The following is a 17319-nucleotide window of genomic DNA, read 5'->3' on the forward strand; positions in this document are numbered from 1 at the left end:
AATATGAAAACATTTAAATTAGAAAACGAGCATAAAATTGAAACTGGATTTAAAACGCCGGATAATTATTTTGAAAATTTTTCAATCAAAATGATGGAACAATTGCCTGCAAGTGAACCAAAAGTTATTTCTATTTTTCAAAAAAGGAAAAATTTAATTCTGATGGTGGCAGCCGTTTTCGTACTTGCCCTGATGATTCCAATTTATAATTACTCATCTGCCAGCAGCAATGAATTAGATTCAAATGAATTAGAAAATTACATCACCTATCAATCTAATTTAAATCAATATGATTTGATAAGTGGCCTGGAAACTGAGGATATTAACAATATGAATACAAGTATTGCAATAGAAGATGAAGCGATAGAAGATCTTTTATCTGGGAATTCAAATCTGGAAAATCTTCTTTTAGAATAAATAACAAACTTGCTTTTTAAGCTTTAATTAAAAAATCACAAAATGAACGTTAGAAAATTATTACCCCTATTCCTTTTATTTATTTCAGTCAGCTTTTACGCTCAAGGCGAAAATATGAAAGAAAAAAGAGAAAAAATAAAAGCGTTGAAAGTAGCTTTTTTCACCACTGAGCTTGACTTTACTGGCAATGAGGCTGAAAAGTTCTGGCCGCTTTACAACACATTTGATGACAAACAATTTGAATTGAGACATCAAAAAATGCGCGCTTATATGAAAAGAATGAGTGATGGCTCATTAGATAAAATATCTGAAAAAGAAGCTAATAATTTCTTAGTTCAAATGGAAGAGACTGAAGAAGAGTTGTTTTTACTGCGAAAAAAATTCACTCAAAATTTGCGAGGCGTATTACCCTCAGTGAAAATTATTAAACTTAGAAAGGCTGAAGAAGATTTCAATAGAAAATTGCTCCATCAATATCGCAATAAAAGCCAAAAAAAATAATTGCTTTCATTTTATTAATTCAACGAAAAGAGACTCTATATTCATAATTGATACAGAGTCTCTTTTTATTTAAATAAAGTAAAACTACTGTAATCTTTCTAAAAGTTTCTTATTTATGGCCTTTACCAATGCTGGTCCTTCATAAATAAAACCGGTGTACAACTGAATTAAACTTGCTCCGGCATCCAATTTTTCAATTGCGTCATCGGCTGAATGAATTCCTCCCACTCCAATAATAGGAAAGGCTTTATTGCTTTTTTCAGACAAAAACCGGATTACTTCAGTAGAACGATGTGTTAATGGTTTTCCAGACAATCCACCCATTTCTGTTTTATTTTCGGATTGCAACCCTTCACGAGAAATTGTGGTATTAGTAGCAATAACCCCCACAATTTTAGTTTCTTTTACAATATCAATAATATCAAGCAATTGTTCATCTGTTAAATCTGGGGCAATTTTTAATAAAATTGGCTTTTGCTTTGGCTTAGCCAAATTCTTATTTTGGAGCGTCTGCAAAAGTTGTGTCAACGGTTCTTTATCTTGTAATGCTCGAAGATTTGGTGTGTTTGGCGAACTCACATTAACCACAAAATAGTCAACATGATCGTATAAAGCATCAAAACATATTTCATAATCAGAGGTCGCTTCTTCGTTTGGCGTCAATTTGTTTTTCCCAATGTTTCCTCCAATCAAAACGCCTTTATTTTGTTTTAAACGTTCCACAGCTTCCTGAACTCCACCGTTGTTAAATCCCATTCTGTTGATAATAGCGCTGTCTTCTTTCAAACGAAACAATCGTTTTTTAGGATTTCCTTCCTGACCTTTTGGCGTAAGCGTTCCTATTTCGATAAAACCAAAACCAAAATTAGACAACTCTTTATACAATTTTGCATCTTTATCAAAACCTGCTGCAAGACCTACTGGATTTTTAAATTTTAATCCGAAAACTTCGGTTTCTAATTTGGCATCATTTACTTCATAAAGCGCTTTAAAAAGAGCTTTAAATCCGGGAATTTTAGACAAAAAGCGAATCAATGAAAAAGTAAAATAATGAACTTTTTCAGGATCAAACCAAAAAAGCATAGGGCGTAAGAGTAATTTGTACATGTTGGTGTTGTTGTATTGTGCAAAAATAGAATTATCTAACCGATAAATAAATATTTGGAAAATAATTTTTAAATCATTTTGCCAAATCAAAAAGTGGTTATAATAATATTTTATTTGGCTTTAGCCAACGAAGAAAATGCCAATAATGAATCCTTTTTCTTTCTATCTATCTAAAATGATACAATTATAGAAGAAACACTTTAGATTAACCGATCGAATCGTTTTATAAAAATTACATTTTTTAATTAAATATTTACTCCCATGAGATTGAAAATTACAACAACGCTTTTTTTGTTTTTTATAGTTCAGGTCTTTTTTACACAAGAAGTAAAAAATGAAACTATAAAAGTGGATGCAAAAAATAATGTAATTCCAGCAGTTGATTCAACTCAAATTACAGCAACAGCAACGGCAATAAGCAGTAAAACCAAAGAAGATACAAATACTTAAATGACCAACTTAAGTCCGAAAAGAAAGCTTTAAAGGAAGCTAAAAAAATTGAGAAAGAACAAGAGCGTTTTGAAAAAGAAAAAAAGGACTTTAACAAAAAGCAAAGCCAAATTTTTTCCGGAGAGAAATCCGTTCGGAATATAAAAGATAAAATAAGTAAGTCACAACGAAACTTAATTACAAGCAAGGAAAAATTAGATAAGAAAATTGCCAAAGGCAGCCTTTCTTCTACTCAAATTGAAAAAGAAAATATTAAAATCAGTAAGCAACAAATCAAAATCAACAAACTGGAAGAAGATCTTGAGAAAGCTGAAAAAAAATTAAATAAAGCTAGAGACTAAATTTAAACCACCTTCGGGTGGTTTTTTTATGACTACTCTATTCCGTTACAAATCAGCATACAATCCTTGTGTCGTTCAAAATTACATTAAACAAAATTTAGACTTCAATTTACTTCAAAATCCTCCTAAAAAAAAGATTATATTTGCATAAAACAAAGAAAAATGCAACATATCATAGACCGTTTCATCAGTTATGTAGTTATTGATACAGAATCTGACGCCAATTCAGAAACTACACCAAGCACAATAAAACAATGGGATTTAGCTAATAAACTAGTTGAAGAATTGAAAACTATTGGAATGCAAGATGTTTCAATAGATGACAAATCGTATATTATGGCAACTTTGCCCAGTAATGTAACGCATGAAGTTCCTACAATTGGGTTTATTTCCCACTTTGATACGTCTCCGGATTTTTGTGGTGCGAATATAAAACCGCAAATATTCCCAAATTATGATGGTAAAGACATTGTATTGAATGCAGATAAAAACATTATCCTTTCCCCTAATTATTTCAAAGATTTATTGCTTTATAAAGGACAAACTCTAATCACTACAGACGGAACGACCTTATTAGGTGCCGATGACAAAGCCGGAATCACGGAGATTGTTACCGCTATGGAATTCCTTATCAATAATCCTGAAATCAAACATGGAAAAATCAGAATTGGATTTACTCCTGATGAAGAAATTGGTCGTGGCGCTCATCATTTTGACGTAGAGAAATTTGGAGCGGATTGGGCCTATACAATGGACGGAAGCCAAGTAGGAGAATTAGAATACGAAAATTTTAATGCGGCTGGAGCCAAAATTACTTTCAAAGGAAAAAGCGTTCATCCTGGTTATGCCAAAGGTAAAATGATCAACTCCATGTTGATTGCAAATAATTTCCTAAATGAATTGCCCTCTGGAGAAACTCCCGAAGAAACCAAAGGATACGAAGGTTTTTTTCACGTGCACCACCTAACAGGAAGTATAGAAGAAACTGTTTTGGAACTTATCATTCGCGATCATAACAAGAAAAAGTTTGAAAAACGCAAAGAACTAATTGAAAAAATAACCAAAAAAATCAATAAGAAATTTGCAAAACAATTTGGTGAAGATATAGTTACTGCCGAAATAAAAGACCAATATTACAATATGAAAGAAAAGGTATTGCCGGTGAAACATATTGTGGATATTGCCGAAAAAGCAATGAAAGAGATTGGCATCAAACCGCTAATAAAACCTATTCGTGGAGGAACTGACGGTTCTCAATTGTCCTATAAAGGATTGCCGTGCCCTAACATATTTGCCGGTGGACATAATTTTCACGGAAAATATGAATATGTTCCAGCTGAAAGCATGCAAAAAGCAGTAGAAGTAATTGTAAAAATTGCAGAGTTGACTGCGCTAGAAGTAGCTGTTAAAAAATAATCTATTGGAATCCTCAAAAGCTACTCATATTTGGGATAAAAACAACAGTTGGTTAGAAGAATTAGAATTTCTAAAATCAATTATTGCCAAAACTGAACTTAAAGAAACTAGCAAATGGGCCGGAATTGTTTATGTCCTCAATGGCAAAAATGTAATAGGAATTGGTGGATTCAAAAATTACTTTGCCATTTGGTTTTTCAACGGTGTTCTACTGGAAGACAAAAAACAGTTATTAGTGAATGCACAAGAAGGCGTTACAAAAGCATTGCGGCAGTGGCGTTTTAAATCAAAAGAAGAAGTCAATGAAGCTGATGTCCTGAATTATATAAAGGAAGCCATTGAAAAAGAAAAGCAAGGAAAAACGAGTAAGCCTGAAAAGAAAACGCCAATTTTATCCGAGTTTTTCCAAAAAGAATTAATTGCCAATCCAGAATTAGCAGCGGCTTTTCAGAAATTTTCAGCGTACAAGCAACATGAATTCATGGAATACATTGAAAGTGCAAAACGAGAAGAAACCAAACGTTCCCGGATTGATAAAATCATTCCAATGATACTCGATAACATTGGTCTTAATGACAAATACCTATAAGATTAAGTCCCATTCCTGAAATTTCAAGAATGGGACTTTTTTTATTTAAAAAATCAAACTTAGAAATGATTTACTTTACTAATTGATGCTAAAATTAATCTCTAATTTCTGCTTATATTCTTTAGTTGGCTTACTTCGTTGTCGTTTATTCATGCAAATGTAGATTCAAATAAAGATAAGCTTAACATTGGACAATTGATTAAATCACTATATTTACTTACTATAACTTAACAATTTATTAAAATCAAGAAGAAACATTAGTTTTAATAAATCAGAATTTAACACTAAAAACACAAACTATGATACAAAAAAAAGAAGAGGATACGAAACAACCGTCTCCAGCAAAACCTGAAGTTGAAAAACCAATCCGAACCAGAAAACCCAAAATTATTAACCCTAAAGTGGTACCTGCTGAAATTATCGAACCTGAAAATGAAACTGTAATCACTGAAATTATTGAAGAAACGATAACCATTTCTGCTGAAAGCAACGATGATACTGCTGCACAACCAAGTAAAAAGGACACTAAAAAAATCACTAAAAAGAAGTTAAATATGAAAGATAAAGACAAGAAAAAGGCAAAAAAAGCTGACGCAAAAGAGAAAGCAAAACAAAAAGCGAAAGCAAAAGCCAAAAAGGCGAAAAAGGCTAAAAAAGACAAAGCCAAAAAAGCAAAAGTAAAAGCGAAGATTAAAGCTAAAAAAGCCAAAGCAAAATCTAAAAAAGCAAAGAAGAATAAAAAGAATAAAAAATAATCTGATTTTTTTTATCCAAAAAAAAGTCCCAATCCGAATATTTTCCGGTTGAGACTTTTTTTAATTTATAAAATGAAAATTATTTTTTGTTCAAAACTGCACTCATTTCCATAGAAATAGCAGAACGCTCCATTTTCAATTTTCCTGACATCGTTTCAACAATAACTGTTGTGTCCGCAAGCTCAGAAACTTTTCCGTGAAGACCGCTTTTAGTGATGATTTTATCACCAACTTTTAGTGTGCTTTCAAATTCCTTTTCATTTTTTGCTCTTTTTTGTTGTGGTCTGATCATAAAGAAATAGATCACCACAAACATTAATATAAACGGTGCAAATTGAGTTAATTGTTCCATAATTTTAATTCTCTTTTTATTTATTAATTATTACATTAGACCACGACCGGCTTTTATAATTCTTTTGTTAGTTTGAAGTTCTTTAACTAAATTATCTAAAATCCCGTTGATAAAAATACTACTTTTTGGCGTAGAATATTCTTTAGCAACCTCTAAATATTCATTAAGTGTTACTTTTACCGGAATAGATGGAAATTTCAAGAATTCACAAATAGCCATTTTGAGAATAATAGTGTCAATCTCCGCAATTCTCTCACTATCCCAATTAGGCGTTTTATCTACATATTCTTTAGCTAATTCTGATTCGTTAAGCACTGTTTTTCTAAACAAATCTTTTACAAAATCTTTGTCCTCATTGTCTTTATACAATTTTGGAACTCGGAAATTATCATCTTCACCAGCCTTAATCGCTTTCAATTGCTTGATAATATGGGTATTCACTAACGGAATATCATCAACCCAAGTCAATTTATCATCCTCCAGATAGTCATACAATTTCTCATTTGGAACAATAACTTCCATGAATAAATCAACGATAAACTGTCGGTCTTCCTCAAACGTGTTCACGGCACTACTCATGTATTGCGCATACAATGGACTTGCCTTTATATCATTTAAAAGCAATAAAATATAATCGTCGTTTAACGTCCAATTATTAATTTTACGATTTTCCAGTGCAATACTTAATGAATTATTTTCGGAAAGAATTTGAAAAATCTTATTTTTGATGAATTTTTCGTTGGGTTTACGTTCCTCAGGAGTTGCAAGATGTTTCAAACTTGATTTGTGCAAAAAGATAGTTTCTGTTTTACAGATTTCAATTAGCGAAGAAATCATTATAAGGTATAAATCTTGAATATTATCGATACTGTAAAAAAGGAATTTTTCTTCTTTTTCCAGATTATCTGAACCGCTTTGATGCATTGCATAAATGGACTGCATAACTTTAACGCGAATGTGTCTTCTATTTACCACCTTGTAAGAACTTTTATTAATTAGGGTGCAAAAATAAGTATTTCATTTATTAAAATAAAATATAAAAACGCTTATTTTATTGTAATCAATCAACAGTACTCAGTAAATGCTACTAAAACATCCACTGAATACTGATAGCTGAGTACTGAAAACTACTTTTTACTGTTTTCTAATTTTCTTTGATTGATTCTGTTTTGAGCAATAGTCAAAGCAGCATTATGCGTTGTCATATTATTTGCAATAGCAAAATCAAATATCTCTAATGTTGTGTTGTAAATATTTTCTGTTTTACGCATGATTTCTGCTTTGTCATAATGCGCTAATTCAGCATATACATTGATGATTCCACCAGCATTAATCAAGAAATCCGGAGCATAAAGAATGCCTCTTTCCTGTAAAATTGCACCATGAACATTCTCATCAGCCAATTGATTATTGGCAGCACCAGCAATTACTTTTGCTTTGATTTTATAAACTGTATTGTCATTTAACGTTGCTCCCATTGCGCAAGGTGCATAAATATCAACATCTGCGCTGTATAAATCGTCTCCTCTGAAAATTTCTGCATGGTACTTCGTTCCTACTTCATTCAGTTTTTCGTCATTGATGTCAGCGATTGTAACGATCGCTCCTTCTTTGGTCAAATAATCAACTAAAGTTTCACCAACGTGACCAATTCCTTGAACCAATACTTTTTTGCCACTCAAAACATCCGAACCAAATTGTTGTTTTGCAGCCGCTTTCATCCCTAAATATACTCCGTAAGCCGTAACTGGCGATGGATTTCCAGAACCACCTCTCGATTCAGAAATTCCAGTAACATAAGGTGTTACATCTCTTACGATATCCATATCTGCGGTTTCCATTCCCATATCTTCAGCAGTAATATATCTTCCGCTTAAACCGTGTACAAATTCACCAAACTTGCGCATCAACTCCGGCGTTTTTTGCGTTTTTGCATCTCCTATAATCACGGCTTTACCACCACCAATATTTAATCCTGTAATCGCTGCTTTAAAAGTCATTCCACGAGAAAGACGCAAAACATCGTTCAGCGCTTCCCATTCATTCGCGTAATTATACATTCTTGTACCTCCCAAAGCGGGACCCATTACCGAATTATGAATACCAATAATTGCTTTTAAACCTGTATCTTTGTCGTTGCAAAATACAATTTGTTCGTGATCATCAAATGATAATTGACCAAAAACGGGATCCATTTTTTGAAGTTCCTTTCCAGTTGTGAAAGCTGCATTCATAGAGTAAATTTTTATAGTGATAAAATTATGAATTTGTCAAAAAGACAGTTCAAATTTACATAAAATATAAATATGCATTGATTTTTTGTTTAAAAAATATCAAATCGGCAATTTAACTCGCTAATAATTTATCTATTAAATTATAAAAAAGTAAAATTATTTAAAAAAATAAAATCATCTCAACACAGAATATATTAAAAAAATGAAAGAATTACGTTATTTAAACAAATACTTCGTCAAATACAAATACAGTTTTTTACTCGGAATTGTCTTTACCATTATTGCTCAGATATTTATGCTTTTCACCCCAAAGTTGATCAGCAATTCATTTAAATTAATTGAGGCTTTCGCCAAAGATAAAACCATAGCAAAGTCAGTCATTCATGAGGAATTAATTTCGAATATTCTACTGATTATCGCCACCACAATCATTGCTGGTTTTCTTACTTTTTTGATGAGACAAACCTTAATCGTGATGTCGCGACACATAGAATTTGATCTAAAAAACGAAGTTTTTCGGCAATATGAGAATTTATCTCAGAACTTTTACAAGCAAAATCGTACAGGAGATTTAATGAATCGCATCAGCGAAGACGTTTCAAAAGTAAGAATGTATGTCGGCCCAGCGGTAATGTATACAATCAATACTGTTATCCGTTTTGCAATCGTAATTGTCTATATGTATAATGTATCCCCAACTTTGACACTTTATACGCTGCTACCTTTACCCATTTTATCGTATACAATTTTCAAGTTAAGTTCCGAAATCAATATAAGGAGCACCATTTTTCAGCAATATCTATCTAAAGTTTCCAGTTTTTCACAAGAAATATTTTCGGGAATCCGTGTGATAAAGGCATATTCACTGGAAGACCAACATCAAAATAATATGGTGAATTTAGCCAATGAAAGCAAAAGCAAAAGCTTGAATTTAGCCAAAGTACAATCCTTATTTGGTCCTTTAATGTTAGCGCTTATAGGAATCAGTAACTTAGTCGTAATTTATTTTGGTGGTTTAATGTACATCAATGGTTCCATAAATAGCATTGGAACCATTGCTGAATTTATTTTGTACGTCAACATGCTGACGTGGCCTGTAGCTTCACTTGGCTGGGTTTCTTCGATGGTTCAGGAAGCAGAAGCGTCTCAAAAAAGATTAAATGAATTCCTTAAAATTGAACCGGAGATAAAAAATAAAAACGAAAATAAATCCATAATCGAAGGCTCGATCTCTTTCGAAAACGTAAGCTATACATATGAGGATACTAACATCAAAGCGTTGCAAAACATATCTTTCACCGTTAAAAAAGGAGAAACTTTAGCTATTTTAGGGAAAACAGGATCCGGAAAATCTACCATTTTATCCTTAATTTCCAGAATGTATGATGCAACCGATGGAAAAATAACCATTGACGGAAGTGAAATAAGCAACGTCAATCTTTTTGATTTGCGCAATAGCATTGGTATCGTCCCTCAAGATGCGTTCTTGTTTTCAGACAGTATTAAAAATAATATTATGTTTGGTAAGGAGAATGCGAGCATCCAAGAAGTGGAATCAGCAGCAAAAAGTGCCGTTGTTCATGATAACATCATGGGCTTTAATAAACAATACGAAACTGTGTTGGGTGAAAGAGGAATTACACTTTCCGGAGGTCAAAAACAAAGAGTTTCCATTGCCAGAGCCATTATCAAGAACCCTCCTATTTTACTTTTTGATGATTGTTTGTCGGCCGTTGATACGGAGACAGAAGAAGCAATATTGAATAACCTGCACGAAATTTGCAAAGACAAAACAACAATAATTGTAAGCCACCGCATATCGTCAGCTAAAAATGCCGATAGAATTATAATTATAGACAAAGGACAAATTATACAACAAGGTTCTCATAATCAATTGATAAATCAAGAAGGGTATTACGCAGCTCTGTATTTGAAACAACTTTCAGAAAAAGAATTGCTATAATTGTTGGATAATACATATTTTTTATAGATTTTTGAGTGCTATTTAACAACCATAAATTGACAGAAAGGATTATGAGAGAACACGACATGTTAGAAAAAGAAGAGATATTTTCTAAAGTTTTAAGAGCTGGAAGAAGAACATATTTCTTTGATGTGAGAGCTACGAAAGCTGACGATTACTACATTACCATTACAGAAAGTAAGAAATTTACCGAAGAGGATGGATCTTTCCATTTCAAAAAACATAAAATCTACCTATATAAAGAAGATTTCGCTGCTTTTGCAGAAATATTAGGAGAAATGACTTCTTATGTTTTGAACCATAAAGGCGAAGAAGTTATCTCAGAAAGACACCAAAAAGATTTCAAAAAAGAATATGCCTCTGAAAAATCAGATGATGAAATCATACCTCAAACATCAACTTTTACTGATATAGAATTTGATGATATTTAATTTTTCTTTACTTACTTACCAATAAAAAAGTCCAAAAGTCATTTGATTTTTGGACTTTTTTTGTACATTTCACTAAACAGTAGAAACAACTAAAATGACAGAATCAATCGTAAGTACAGCATGGCTTCAAGCAAATCTAAAAGATCCAAACTTAATACTCCTCGATGCCAGTTTCAAAGAGAACCAATCCAATATAGAAACAGATCTTGAAAATATTCACATCAAAGGCGCTCGTTTTTTTGATATAAAAAACACGTTTAGCGATACCAATAATCCTTTACCCAACACGATTCCTAGTCCTGAACAGTTTGAATTTGAAGCCAGAAAACTAGGGATTAACGAGAATAGTATCGTTGTAATTTATGACAATCTGGGCGTTTATTCCAGTCCAAGAGCATGGTGGTTGTTTAAAGTAATGGGACATCAAAATGTTGCTGTTCTGGATGGCGGTCTACCGGAATGGATTAGTCAAAAGTATCCTGTTGAAGCAATACCGGAAAATCCAAACTATTCCATTGGGAATTTTGAAACCACATTTAATCCGGAATTGGTCAAAAGCAAAGAGCAAATTTTAGAAAACATACAAACTAAAGACTCGGTTCTGATTGATGCTCGCGCGGAAAACCGATTTAAAGGAATTGGCAGTGAACCGAGACCCGGATTGCGAAGCGGCGATATTCCCGGCTCCATAAATATGCCATACACACAACTTTTAAGAAACGGCAAATTCTTACCAAAAGAAGAATTAGTAAAAAAACTAAAAACTGACAGCAGACCTCAAATATTCACCTGCGGCTCTGGTGTTACTGCCTGCATTGATTTAATTGCGTACGAATTGATAGGTACAAATCCCAAATCAGTGTACGATGGTTCTTGGACCGAATGGGGACAACTGGAAAATCTTCCAATAGAAAAGTAGACTGTGTTTTTTCTAATAATACCCCCAAATTTTTCAATGAGAACTTATTTTTGATGACTGAATTAAAACCATTGATTTTAAATACACTTCAAAATATTAAAAAAGACAATAAGATATAAAAAATAATACAACAGGAATTTAATATTGCTCATTGCTTAGAACCAGTAAGAATCAAAATTAAAATAAACTTATTGAGGCATGTTTTGTTTACAGAACTGAATCAAAAAAGTCATGGTAGTAAACTAATTTATTTCAAATTAAAGTCAAAAGTCTCACGATCTACTAATTTAAGACCGAATCTGTTTTTAAACCTTACTGTAAATCAAGTATTAACCCTCTTTAAACGGAAGTTAAAAGAGGGTTTTCCACCTGATTTTACATGTTAATTAATTACATTTATCCCACCATAAAAAGAGTTAAACCTACGTTTAGATACTTTAGTGCTAACTCAAAGGCAAAAAATAGCATAATCTTTACTAATAGGAACTTGCAACAGTAAACCTCTATTGTTTTGAAACTTAAATAGAGATCAGCCAAAACTGGTAAACATAGTATAAAAAATAATTAATCGTATCAACAGCATTAAAATTACTGACAACACATGAAAGAAGCCACTTCAGTATTTAGTTTTTTGTACGCCGCACTTTTGTCTGAAAAAACCAAAAAAAGAGCTGAAATTTTCTTTGTGTCATTAGCGATAATAAGTTTTTTACTGCATTTGGCGATCATCGCCTTAGTTGATCTTAATATTATTTTGATTAATGATTATTCCAAATTATTAAGTAATCCAATATCTGCAATTTACACTCCATTCTCCTTTATTTTGATTTATGAAGTTTACCTATTAGTCTATTATCTTCCTAAATCAACAACTATCTATATAGGTAAACAATATGAAATTATTACGCTAATTATCATCCGAAGAATTTTTAAAGACTTAACCAAACTAGAGTTTGATTCTAATTGGTTTGATTCTAAAGCTAATGTGAATTTTACCTTTGACATTCTGTCTACAATAATCTTGTTCTTTTTAATATTTATCTTTTACAACCTCAACAAAAAAAATGAAATTAATCAGTCTAAACTCCAAAAAACGTTGGACATCAATTCATTCATAAAGCTAAAAAATATTTTTGCTATCGGGCTCATCCCTATATTTTTGGTGCTTTCAATATACAGTTTAGCCCACTGGATTTACGAAAATTTCTTTTCAATTACGCAAATCGTTGTTACAATTAAAGACATCAATAAGATTTTCTTTGCTGATTTTTTTACAATTCTAATTTTAATTGAAGTGCTTTTGCTTTTGTTTTCCTTCTTCCTTTCGGATAAATTCAATAAAGTCATTCGCAATTCAGGCTTTATCATTTCCACAATATTAATAAAGCTCTCTTTTGGGACAGAAGGAGTTTTGAACGCAATACTTATTGTCGCTGCAGTATTGTTTGGCGTTATAATATTAGCTATTCACAATAAATATGAGACCTTAGAGGTAAAAAGAGTCAGTACTTTAGAGTCATAAATCACCCAATTAGCAATCCATTTTCAATTTTAAAATCGGGCGCCAATAAAATCACATCTCCTTCTTCCCCTACTGCGCCCAAAACCAAGCATTCGCTCATGAATTTCCCAATTTGTTTTTTAGAAAAATTGATTACCGCTACGATTTGGCGGTTGAGTAAATCTTCTTTCTGATAACGTTTGGTTATTTGCGCCGATGTTTTTCGGATTCCGATTTCAGAACCAAAATCTATCGTTAATTGATACGCAGGTTTTCTGGCTTCGGGAAAATCATTTATTTCTAAAATGGTTCCAACACGCATTTCTACTCTTTCGAATTCAGTCCAGCTCAGGTTTTCCATATTATAGTTTTTCTAATAAAATACTGAATAACAAACCTATAAATTTTGCAACTATTCAAACTAATTCTGTAAAACTTTTTTTGTAAAATGTTTATAATTTTACAAAAGACGAATACTAAATTCATCTTTTAAACAGGAAATATTATGGAAATGAGTCAAATGAATGGTAGTGAAATGCGCAAAGAAAGTAATTCTGGTATAGATCTGTATATTGAAACAGCGCCAAATGTAAAATTATACGTGAAAGATTATGGTCAAGGAAAACCAGTAATTCTTATTCATGGTTGGCCATTATCGAATGAAATGTGGGAATACCAAATTGATGCTTTGATGCAGAATAACTGCAGAGTTATAACGTATGACCGTCGGGGTTTTGGGAAATCATCTCAACCTTGGGATGGATATGATTACCATACTTTGGCTGACGATTTGAAAGTCATTATTGAACATTTAGATTTAGATGATGCAGCGCTAGTTGGATTTTCGATGGGTGGCGGAGAAGTAGTTCGTTATTTCAGTCGTCATGGTGGTAAAGGAATTTCAAAGGCGGTTCTTATTGCATCGGTAACCCCTTTTCAATTACAAACAGATTCGAATCCAAACGGAGTTCCACAGGAGAAATACGATGAAATGGCGAAACAAATTAAAGCTGACCGAATTGGTTTTTTAGATGATTTTGGAAAAACATTTTTTGGTGTGAGTTTAATCAGTAAGCCAATCAGCACTCCTTTATTGGACTATTACAGAATGCTGTGTTCTTTTGCTTCGCCTCGTGCAACTTTGGAATGTGCCGTATCATTTTCAACAACCGATTTTCGTTCAGAAATGGCAGCTGTAAATGTTCCTACCTTGATTATTCATGGGGATGAAGACAAAACTGTACCCATTGAAATTACGTCTGAAGTAGCTGCGAAATTAATTCCCGACAATAAATTTATCGTTTATGAAGGAGCGCCACACGGATTATTTTACATAGAAAAAGACAAATTAAACAAAGATTTGATTGAATTTTTAAATTCATAGAACAAACAGTCAGTTCTATTACAATTACTTATGATTTTAATGTAAAGCATAAAAAAACCCAAAACTTACGTTTTGGGTTTTTTAATTTATAGATGAATAGTTTAAACTATTTTACTTCCATTAATTCTACATCAAAAATCAAAGTAGCGTTTGGTGGAATTGCTCCTCCAGCACCACGAGATCCGTATCCTAAATCAGATGGAATCACGAAACGTGCTTTGTCACCTACGCGCAACAACGCAATTCCTTCGTCCCAACCTTCGATAACCTGACCTTGACCCAATCTGAATTCGATTGGTTTTTTTCTTGGATACGATGAATCAAAAACTTTTCCGTTTTCTAATGAACCTTCATAATGAACAGATACTGTTTTTCCGCTTTCTGCTTTTTTACCTTCACCTCTTTGGATGAATTGGTAACGCAAACCACTTTCTGTTTTTTCAAAACCAGCTGCTAATTTTTCCATAGCTGCTTCCACTTCCGCTTTTAGAGCTGCATCACGTTTGTTACGAGATCCTTTGAAAGTAATGAAAGCCTCGATTGCATTCCAGTTTTTAGCTTCTTCTCCTTCTCTGATGATTTCCAAAGACTCTAAAACATCTCCTTGTTCTACTGCATCAACAATATCCTGACCTTCGACAACATGACCAAAAACAGTATGTTTGTTATCCAACCAATCCGTTGGAATGTGCGTGATGTAGAACTGAGAACCGTTTGTTCCAGGTCCTGAATTAGCCATAGCCAAAACTCCCGGACGATCGTGTTTTAAACTTGGGTGAAATTCATCATCAAATTTGTATCCTGGATCTCCAGTTCCTGTTCCTTGCGGACAACCACCTTGAATCATGAAGTTAGGAATTACTCTGTGGAATTTTAATCCGTCATAAAATTTAACTCCTTGTGGTTTTACTTTATTTTCTAAGTTTCCTTCAGCCAATCCTACGAAGTTCCCAACTGTTCCAGGAGTCAAATCGTGTGTTAGTTTTACTAAAATAGCACCTTTAGTGGTGTTGAATTTAGCATATATTCCGTTTTCCATTTTTTTTAATTTTTATTGAAAGGCAAATTTACGAATTTAATTAGACAATTTGAAAATTCTCATTAAATCGATTCACTTAATTGAAGACCATTTTTTAGTGATTGTGCTGAGCCATTTTGGCAAAAAAAGACTGTAAATAATTCACTCTTCTATTTGTATAAACTAATCGTGTTTTACCCAAATGAGTTCGGAAGTATTGTAACCAAGATCTTTCGCCGTTTTTAAATACGCTTCTTTTACCTCTTGCGGCATTGTTTTATCCCGCGAAAGCAACCACAAATACTTCAGACTTTTCCCTGCAACCAAAGCATATTTATAGTCTGAATCAAGTTCAATAATGTTGTATCCCGAATAAAATGGTCCAAAAAAAGAAACTTTTAATTTTCCTTCCTTTGAATCACCTGCAAACTTCACTTTACCTGTTGATGCTACATATTTGTTCTTTATGTAATTATACCCTCGATTTACCACCTTAATCGTTCCATCCTCGTTTAATGAATATTCAGCGGTTGTATTATTCAAATTTTTTTCAAAAATAAAATCTAGCCGTGCAATTTCGTACCAGTTGCCTAAGTATTTATCTTTTTCAAAATCTTGAATTACCATAGCGCCCTTAGGTATAGAGCTGCAGGAATTCATAATCAACAGACTTACAGAGAGCAGTGTTATACTTCCTAAAACTCGAATTTTATTTTTCATCATCTTTCATTGAATATCAAAATTCAGAAATAAAAAGTTGTAAATCAATACAATTTAGAATACTTTAGGATTTGCTAAAACAAAACAAACCTCTACATCAGTCATAGCAGTTTTTGTTTGTGGTGCTATCTCGCAAAGTCTATATAATAAGTAAAAAGTTCTAATTCAACTAAACCCTAGCCCAGATTGAAACAACATCCTTTTCTTGATTTCTTTAAGCAAGAAAAGATAGCGTATAAAGCTGGAAATAGCTCCTAAAGAAAAGTTTAATTGTTGAATTGGGCATTTGGTTATTTGAAAACCTCAGCATCTTTGTACCTTTGCTCCCGAATCCTCGGGATTGAAACTTATAAAAGAAATTATGCGCATTGATATTGTTACTGTTCTCCCAGAATTATTGCGAAGTCCGTTTGAGGCTTCGATTATGAAACGTGCTATTGACAAAGGATTGGTGGAAGTTCATTTTCATAATCTGCGGGATTATACCACCAACAGACAGAAAAGCGTGGATGATTATCCTTATGGCGGTGGTGCCGGAATGGTGATGACGGTGCAACCTATTGATGCTTGTATTACGCATTTGAAAAGTGAAAGAACCTACGACGAAATCATTTATATGTCGCCGGATGGGGAAACCCTGAACCAGAAAATGGCAAATACAATGTCGATGTATGAGAATATCATTATCCTATGCGGACATTATAAAGGTGTGGATCAACGCGTACGCGATCATTTTATCACGAAAGAAATCTCTATTGGTGATTATGTTTTGTCTGGTGGTGAATTAGGAGCGTTGGTACTATCGGATGCCTTGATCCGATTGATTCCGGGGGTTTTGAGTGATGAAACCTCAGCTTTGACGGATAGTTTTCAGGATGGATTATTATCGGGACCTATTTACACTCGCCCTGCGGATTACAACGGATGGAAAGTTCCAGAGGTTTTGACCAGCGGGAATTTTGCCAAAATTGATAAATGGCGCGAAGATATGGCCTACGAACACACAAAGAATAGAAGACCGGATTTACTTGAAGATTAAAAGTTTGTTTAAAGTTTAAAGTTTTTCTTGTTTAAAGTTGGTATTCAAGAACTTCTAAACTTTAAACAAGAAAAACTTTAAACTTTAAACTTTTTTCTATACTTTTGCGCCCACATTAGTTCAACCTCTGGCGAGATCCGTGAATGTTGATTTAATGCAAA

General features: G+C 33.0%; 19 protein-coding genes. 12 read left to right on the forward strand and 7 right to left on the reverse strand.

The features are described from left to right. Positions 1-3 precede the first annotated feature (3 nt). Both AC0J6S_RS16545 and AC0J6S_RS16550 read left to right on the forward strand, forming a co-directional pair. A complete protein-coding gene (locus AC0J6S_RS16545) occupies positions 4-417 on the forward strand; it encodes a hypothetical protein (RefSeq protein ID WP_474954827.1) in 414 nt (137 codons plus the stop codon). Positions 418-459: 42 nt separating this feature from the next. After that, positions 460-918: a sensor of ECF-type sigma factor gene (locus AC0J6S_RS16550; protein WP_474954828.1), complete on the forward strand. Its 459-nt coding sequence runs from the start codon at positions 460-462 to the stop codon at positions 916-918. 84 nt (positions 919-1002) lie between these two features. Here the strand turns inward: AC0J6S_RS16550 and AC0J6S_RS16555 are convergent, their stop codons facing one another. After that, complete coding sequence (locus AC0J6S_RS16555; RefSeq protein ID WP_474954829.1) at positions 1003-2025, reverse strand: quinone-dependent dihydroorotate dehydrogenase; 1023 nt, start codon at positions 2023-2025, stop codon at positions 1003-1005. Between the two features lie 261 nt (positions 2026-2286). Here AC0J6S_RS16555 and AC0J6S_RS16560 point away from each other — a divergent pair, with 261 nt between their 5' ends. From AC0J6S_RS16560 to AC0J6S_RS16575, 4 genes are all read left to right on the forward strand, one after another. Next, the gene (locus AC0J6S_RS16560; protein WP_474954830.1) at positions 2287-2475 is read left to right on the forward strand and encodes a hypothetical protein; all 189 of its coding nucleotides are present in this window, start codon (positions 2287-2289) and stop codon (positions 2473-2475) included. A gap of 503 nt (positions 2476-2978) precedes the next feature. After that, positions 2979-4232 carry a peptidase T gene (gene pepT / locus AC0J6S_RS16565; RefSeq protein ID WP_474954831.1) on the forward strand — a complete coding sequence of 418 codons (1254 nt, stop codon included), beginning with the start codon at positions 2979-2981 and terminating at the stop codon, positions 4230-4232. A gap of 4 nt (positions 4233-4236) precedes the next feature. Beyond that, positions 4237-4821 carry a YdeI/OmpD-associated family protein gene (locus AC0J6S_RS16570; RefSeq protein WP_474954832.1) on the forward strand — a complete coding sequence of 195 codons (585 nt, stop codon included), beginning with the start codon at positions 4237-4239 and terminating at the stop codon, positions 4819-4821. 299 nt (positions 4822-5120) lie between these two features. Further along, a complete protein-coding gene (locus AC0J6S_RS16575; protein WP_474954833.1) occupies positions 5121-5576 on the forward strand; it encodes a hypothetical protein in 456 nt (151 codons plus the stop codon). 79 nt (positions 5577-5655) lie between these two features. Here the strand turns inward: AC0J6S_RS16575 and yajC are convergent, their stop codons facing one another. The 3 genes from yajC to AC0J6S_RS16590 form a co-directional block, all read right to left on the reverse strand. Beyond that, positions 5656-5928, reverse strand: coding sequence for a preprotein translocase subunit YajC (yajC, locus tag AC0J6S_RS16580; RefSeq protein ID WP_091208108.1), 273 nt, complete (start codon positions 5926-5928; stop codon positions 5656-5658). A 30-nt stretch (positions 5929-5958) separates the two neighbouring features. Next, on the reverse strand, positions 5959-6870 hold the full coding sequence (nusB, locus tag AC0J6S_RS16585; protein WP_474956380.1) for a transcription antitermination factor NusB: 912 nt from the start codon (positions 6868-6870) through the stop codon (positions 5959-5961). A gap of 185 nt (positions 6871-7055) precedes the next feature. Next, positions 7056-8162 carry a Glu/Leu/Phe/Val family dehydrogenase gene (locus AC0J6S_RS16590; protein WP_474954834.1) on the reverse strand — a complete coding sequence of 369 codons (1107 nt, stop codon included), beginning with the start codon at positions 8160-8162 and terminating at the stop codon, positions 7056-7058. Between the two features lie 202 nt (positions 8163-8364). Here AC0J6S_RS16590 and AC0J6S_RS16595 point away from each other — a divergent pair, with 202 nt between their 5' ends. From AC0J6S_RS16595 to AC0J6S_RS16610, 4 genes are all read left to right on the forward strand, one after another. Continuing rightward, a complete protein-coding gene (locus AC0J6S_RS16595; RefSeq protein WP_474954835.1) occupies positions 8365-10125 on the forward strand; it encodes an ABC transporter ATP-binding protein in 1761 nt (586 codons plus the stop codon). A 71-nt stretch (positions 10126-10196) separates the two neighbouring features. Next, complete coding sequence (locus tag AC0J6S_RS16600; protein WP_099715976.1) at positions 10197-10577, forward strand: PUR family DNA/RNA-binding protein; 381 nt, start codon at positions 10197-10199, stop codon at positions 10575-10577. 94 nt (positions 10578-10671) lie between these two features. Beyond that, a complete protein-coding gene (locus tag AC0J6S_RS16605) occupies positions 10672-11496 on the forward strand; it encodes a sulfurtransferase (RefSeq protein WP_474954836.1) in 825 nt (274 codons plus the stop codon). 601 nt (positions 11497-12097) lie between these two features. Further along, positions 12098-13018, forward strand: coding sequence for a hypothetical protein (locus AC0J6S_RS16610; RefSeq protein WP_474954837.1), 921 nt, complete (start codon positions 12098-12100; stop codon positions 13016-13018). A gap of 1 nt (position 13019) precedes the next feature. Here the strand turns inward: AC0J6S_RS16610 and AC0J6S_RS16615 are convergent, their stop codons facing one another. Then, on the reverse strand, positions 13020-13358 hold the full coding sequence (locus AC0J6S_RS16615) for a tRNA-binding protein (RefSeq protein WP_474954838.1): 339 nt from the start codon (positions 13356-13358) through the stop codon (positions 13020-13022). Positions 13359-13502: 144 nt separating this feature from the next. Between AC0J6S_RS16615 and AC0J6S_RS16620 the strand changes: the two genes are divergently transcribed. Continuing rightward, positions 13503-14381 (forward strand): alpha/beta fold hydrolase, encoded by an 879-nt coding sequence (locus AC0J6S_RS16620; RefSeq protein WP_474954839.1) that lies wholly within the window; start codon positions 13503-13505, stop codon positions 14379-14381. A gap of 106 nt (positions 14382-14487) precedes the next feature. Here the strand turns inward: AC0J6S_RS16620 and AC0J6S_RS16625 are convergent, their stop codons facing one another. Together AC0J6S_RS16625 and AC0J6S_RS16630 are read right to left on the reverse strand one after the other, a co-directional pair. Beyond that, a complete protein-coding gene (locus AC0J6S_RS16625; RefSeq protein WP_474954840.1) occupies positions 14488-15420 on the reverse strand; it encodes a peptidylprolyl isomerase in 933 nt (310 codons plus the stop codon). A gap of 162 nt (positions 15421-15582) precedes the next feature. Next, a complete protein-coding gene (locus tag AC0J6S_RS16630; protein WP_474956381.1) occupies positions 15583-16119 on the reverse strand; it encodes a lipocalin family protein in 537 nt (178 codons plus the stop codon). A gap of 361 nt (positions 16120-16480) precedes the next feature. Between AC0J6S_RS16630 and trmD the strand changes: the two genes are divergently transcribed. Beyond that, complete coding sequence (gene trmD / locus AC0J6S_RS16635; protein ID WP_091166587.1) at positions 16481-17158, forward strand: tRNA (guanosine(37)-N1)-methyltransferase TrmD; 678 nt, start codon at positions 16481-16483, stop codon at positions 17156-17158. Positions 17159-17319: the final 161 nt, after the last annotated feature.

The organism is Flavobacterium sp. TS_SC_5 (assembly GCF_056156265.1).

What these genes read in the sequence shown, in the direction of transcription:
- AC0J6S_RS16545 (WP_474954827.1), top strand. Translation starts at nt 4, where the DNA reads ATGAAAACATTTAAATTAGAAAACGAGCATAAAATTGAAACTGGATTT.
- AC0J6S_RS16550 (WP_474954828.1), top strand. Translation starts at nt 460, where the DNA reads ATGAACGTTAGAAAATTATTACCCCTATTCCTTTTATTTATTTCAGTC.
- AC0J6S_RS16555 (WP_474954829.1), bottom strand. Translation starts at nt 2,025, where the DNA reads ATGTACAAATTACTCTTACGCCCTATGCTTTTTTGGTTTGATCCTGAA.
- AC0J6S_RS16560 (WP_474954830.1), top strand. Translation starts at nt 2,287, where the DNA reads ATGAGATTGAAAATTACAACAACGCTTTTTTTGTTTTTTATAGTTCAG.
- pepT (WP_474954831.1), top strand. Translation starts at nt 2,979, where the DNA reads ATGCAACATATCATAGACCGTTTCATCAGTTATGTAGTTATTGATACA.
- AC0J6S_RS16575 (WP_474954833.1), top strand. Translation starts at nt 5,121, where the DNA reads ATGATACAAAAAAAAGAAGAGGATACGAAACAACCGTCTCCAGCAAAA.
- yajC (WP_091208108.1), bottom strand. Translation starts at nt 5,928, where the DNA reads ATGGAACAATTAACTCAATTTGCACCGTTTATATTAATGTTTGTGGTG.
- nusB (WP_474956380.1), bottom strand. Translation starts at nt 6,870, where the DNA reads ATGCAGTCCATTTATGCAATGCATCAAAGCGGTTCAGATAATCTGGAA.
- AC0J6S_RS16590 (WP_474954834.1), bottom strand. Translation starts at nt 8,162, where the DNA reads ATGAATGCAGCTTTCACAACTGGAAAGGAACTTCAAAAAATGGATCCC.
- AC0J6S_RS16595 (WP_474954835.1), top strand. Translation starts at nt 8,365, where the DNA reads ATGAAAGAATTACGTTATTTAAACAAATACTTCGTCAAATACAAATAC.
- AC0J6S_RS16600 (WP_099715976.1), top strand. Translation starts at nt 10,197, where the DNA reads ATGAGAGAACACGACATGTTAGAAAAAGAAGAGATATTTTCTAAAGTT.
- AC0J6S_RS16605 (WP_474954836.1), top strand. Translation starts at nt 10,672, where the DNA reads ATGACAGAATCAATCGTAAGTACAGCATGGCTTCAAGCAAATCTAAAA.
- AC0J6S_RS16610 (WP_474954837.1), top strand. Translation starts at nt 12,098, where the DNA reads ATGAAAGAAGCCACTTCAGTATTTAGTTTTTTGTACGCCGCACTTTTG.
- AC0J6S_RS16615 (WP_474954838.1), bottom strand. Translation starts at nt 13,358, where the DNA reads ATGGAAAACCTGAGCTGGACTGAATTCGAAAGAGTAGAAATGCGTGTT.
- AC0J6S_RS16620 (WP_474954839.1), top strand. Translation starts at nt 13,503, where the DNA reads ATGGAAATGAGTCAAATGAATGGTAGTGAAATGCGCAAAGAAAGTAAT.
- AC0J6S_RS16625 (WP_474954840.1), bottom strand. Translation starts at nt 15,420, where the DNA reads ATGGAAAACGGAATATATGCTAAATTCAACACCACTAAAGGTGCTATT.
- AC0J6S_RS16630 (WP_474956381.1), bottom strand. Translation starts at nt 16,119, where the DNA reads ATGAAAAATAAAATTCGAGTTTTAGGAAGTATAACACTGCTCTCTGTA.
- trmD (WP_091166587.1), top strand. Translation starts at nt 16,481, where the DNA reads ATGCGCATTGATATTGTTACTGTTCTCCCAGAATTATTGCGAAGTCCG.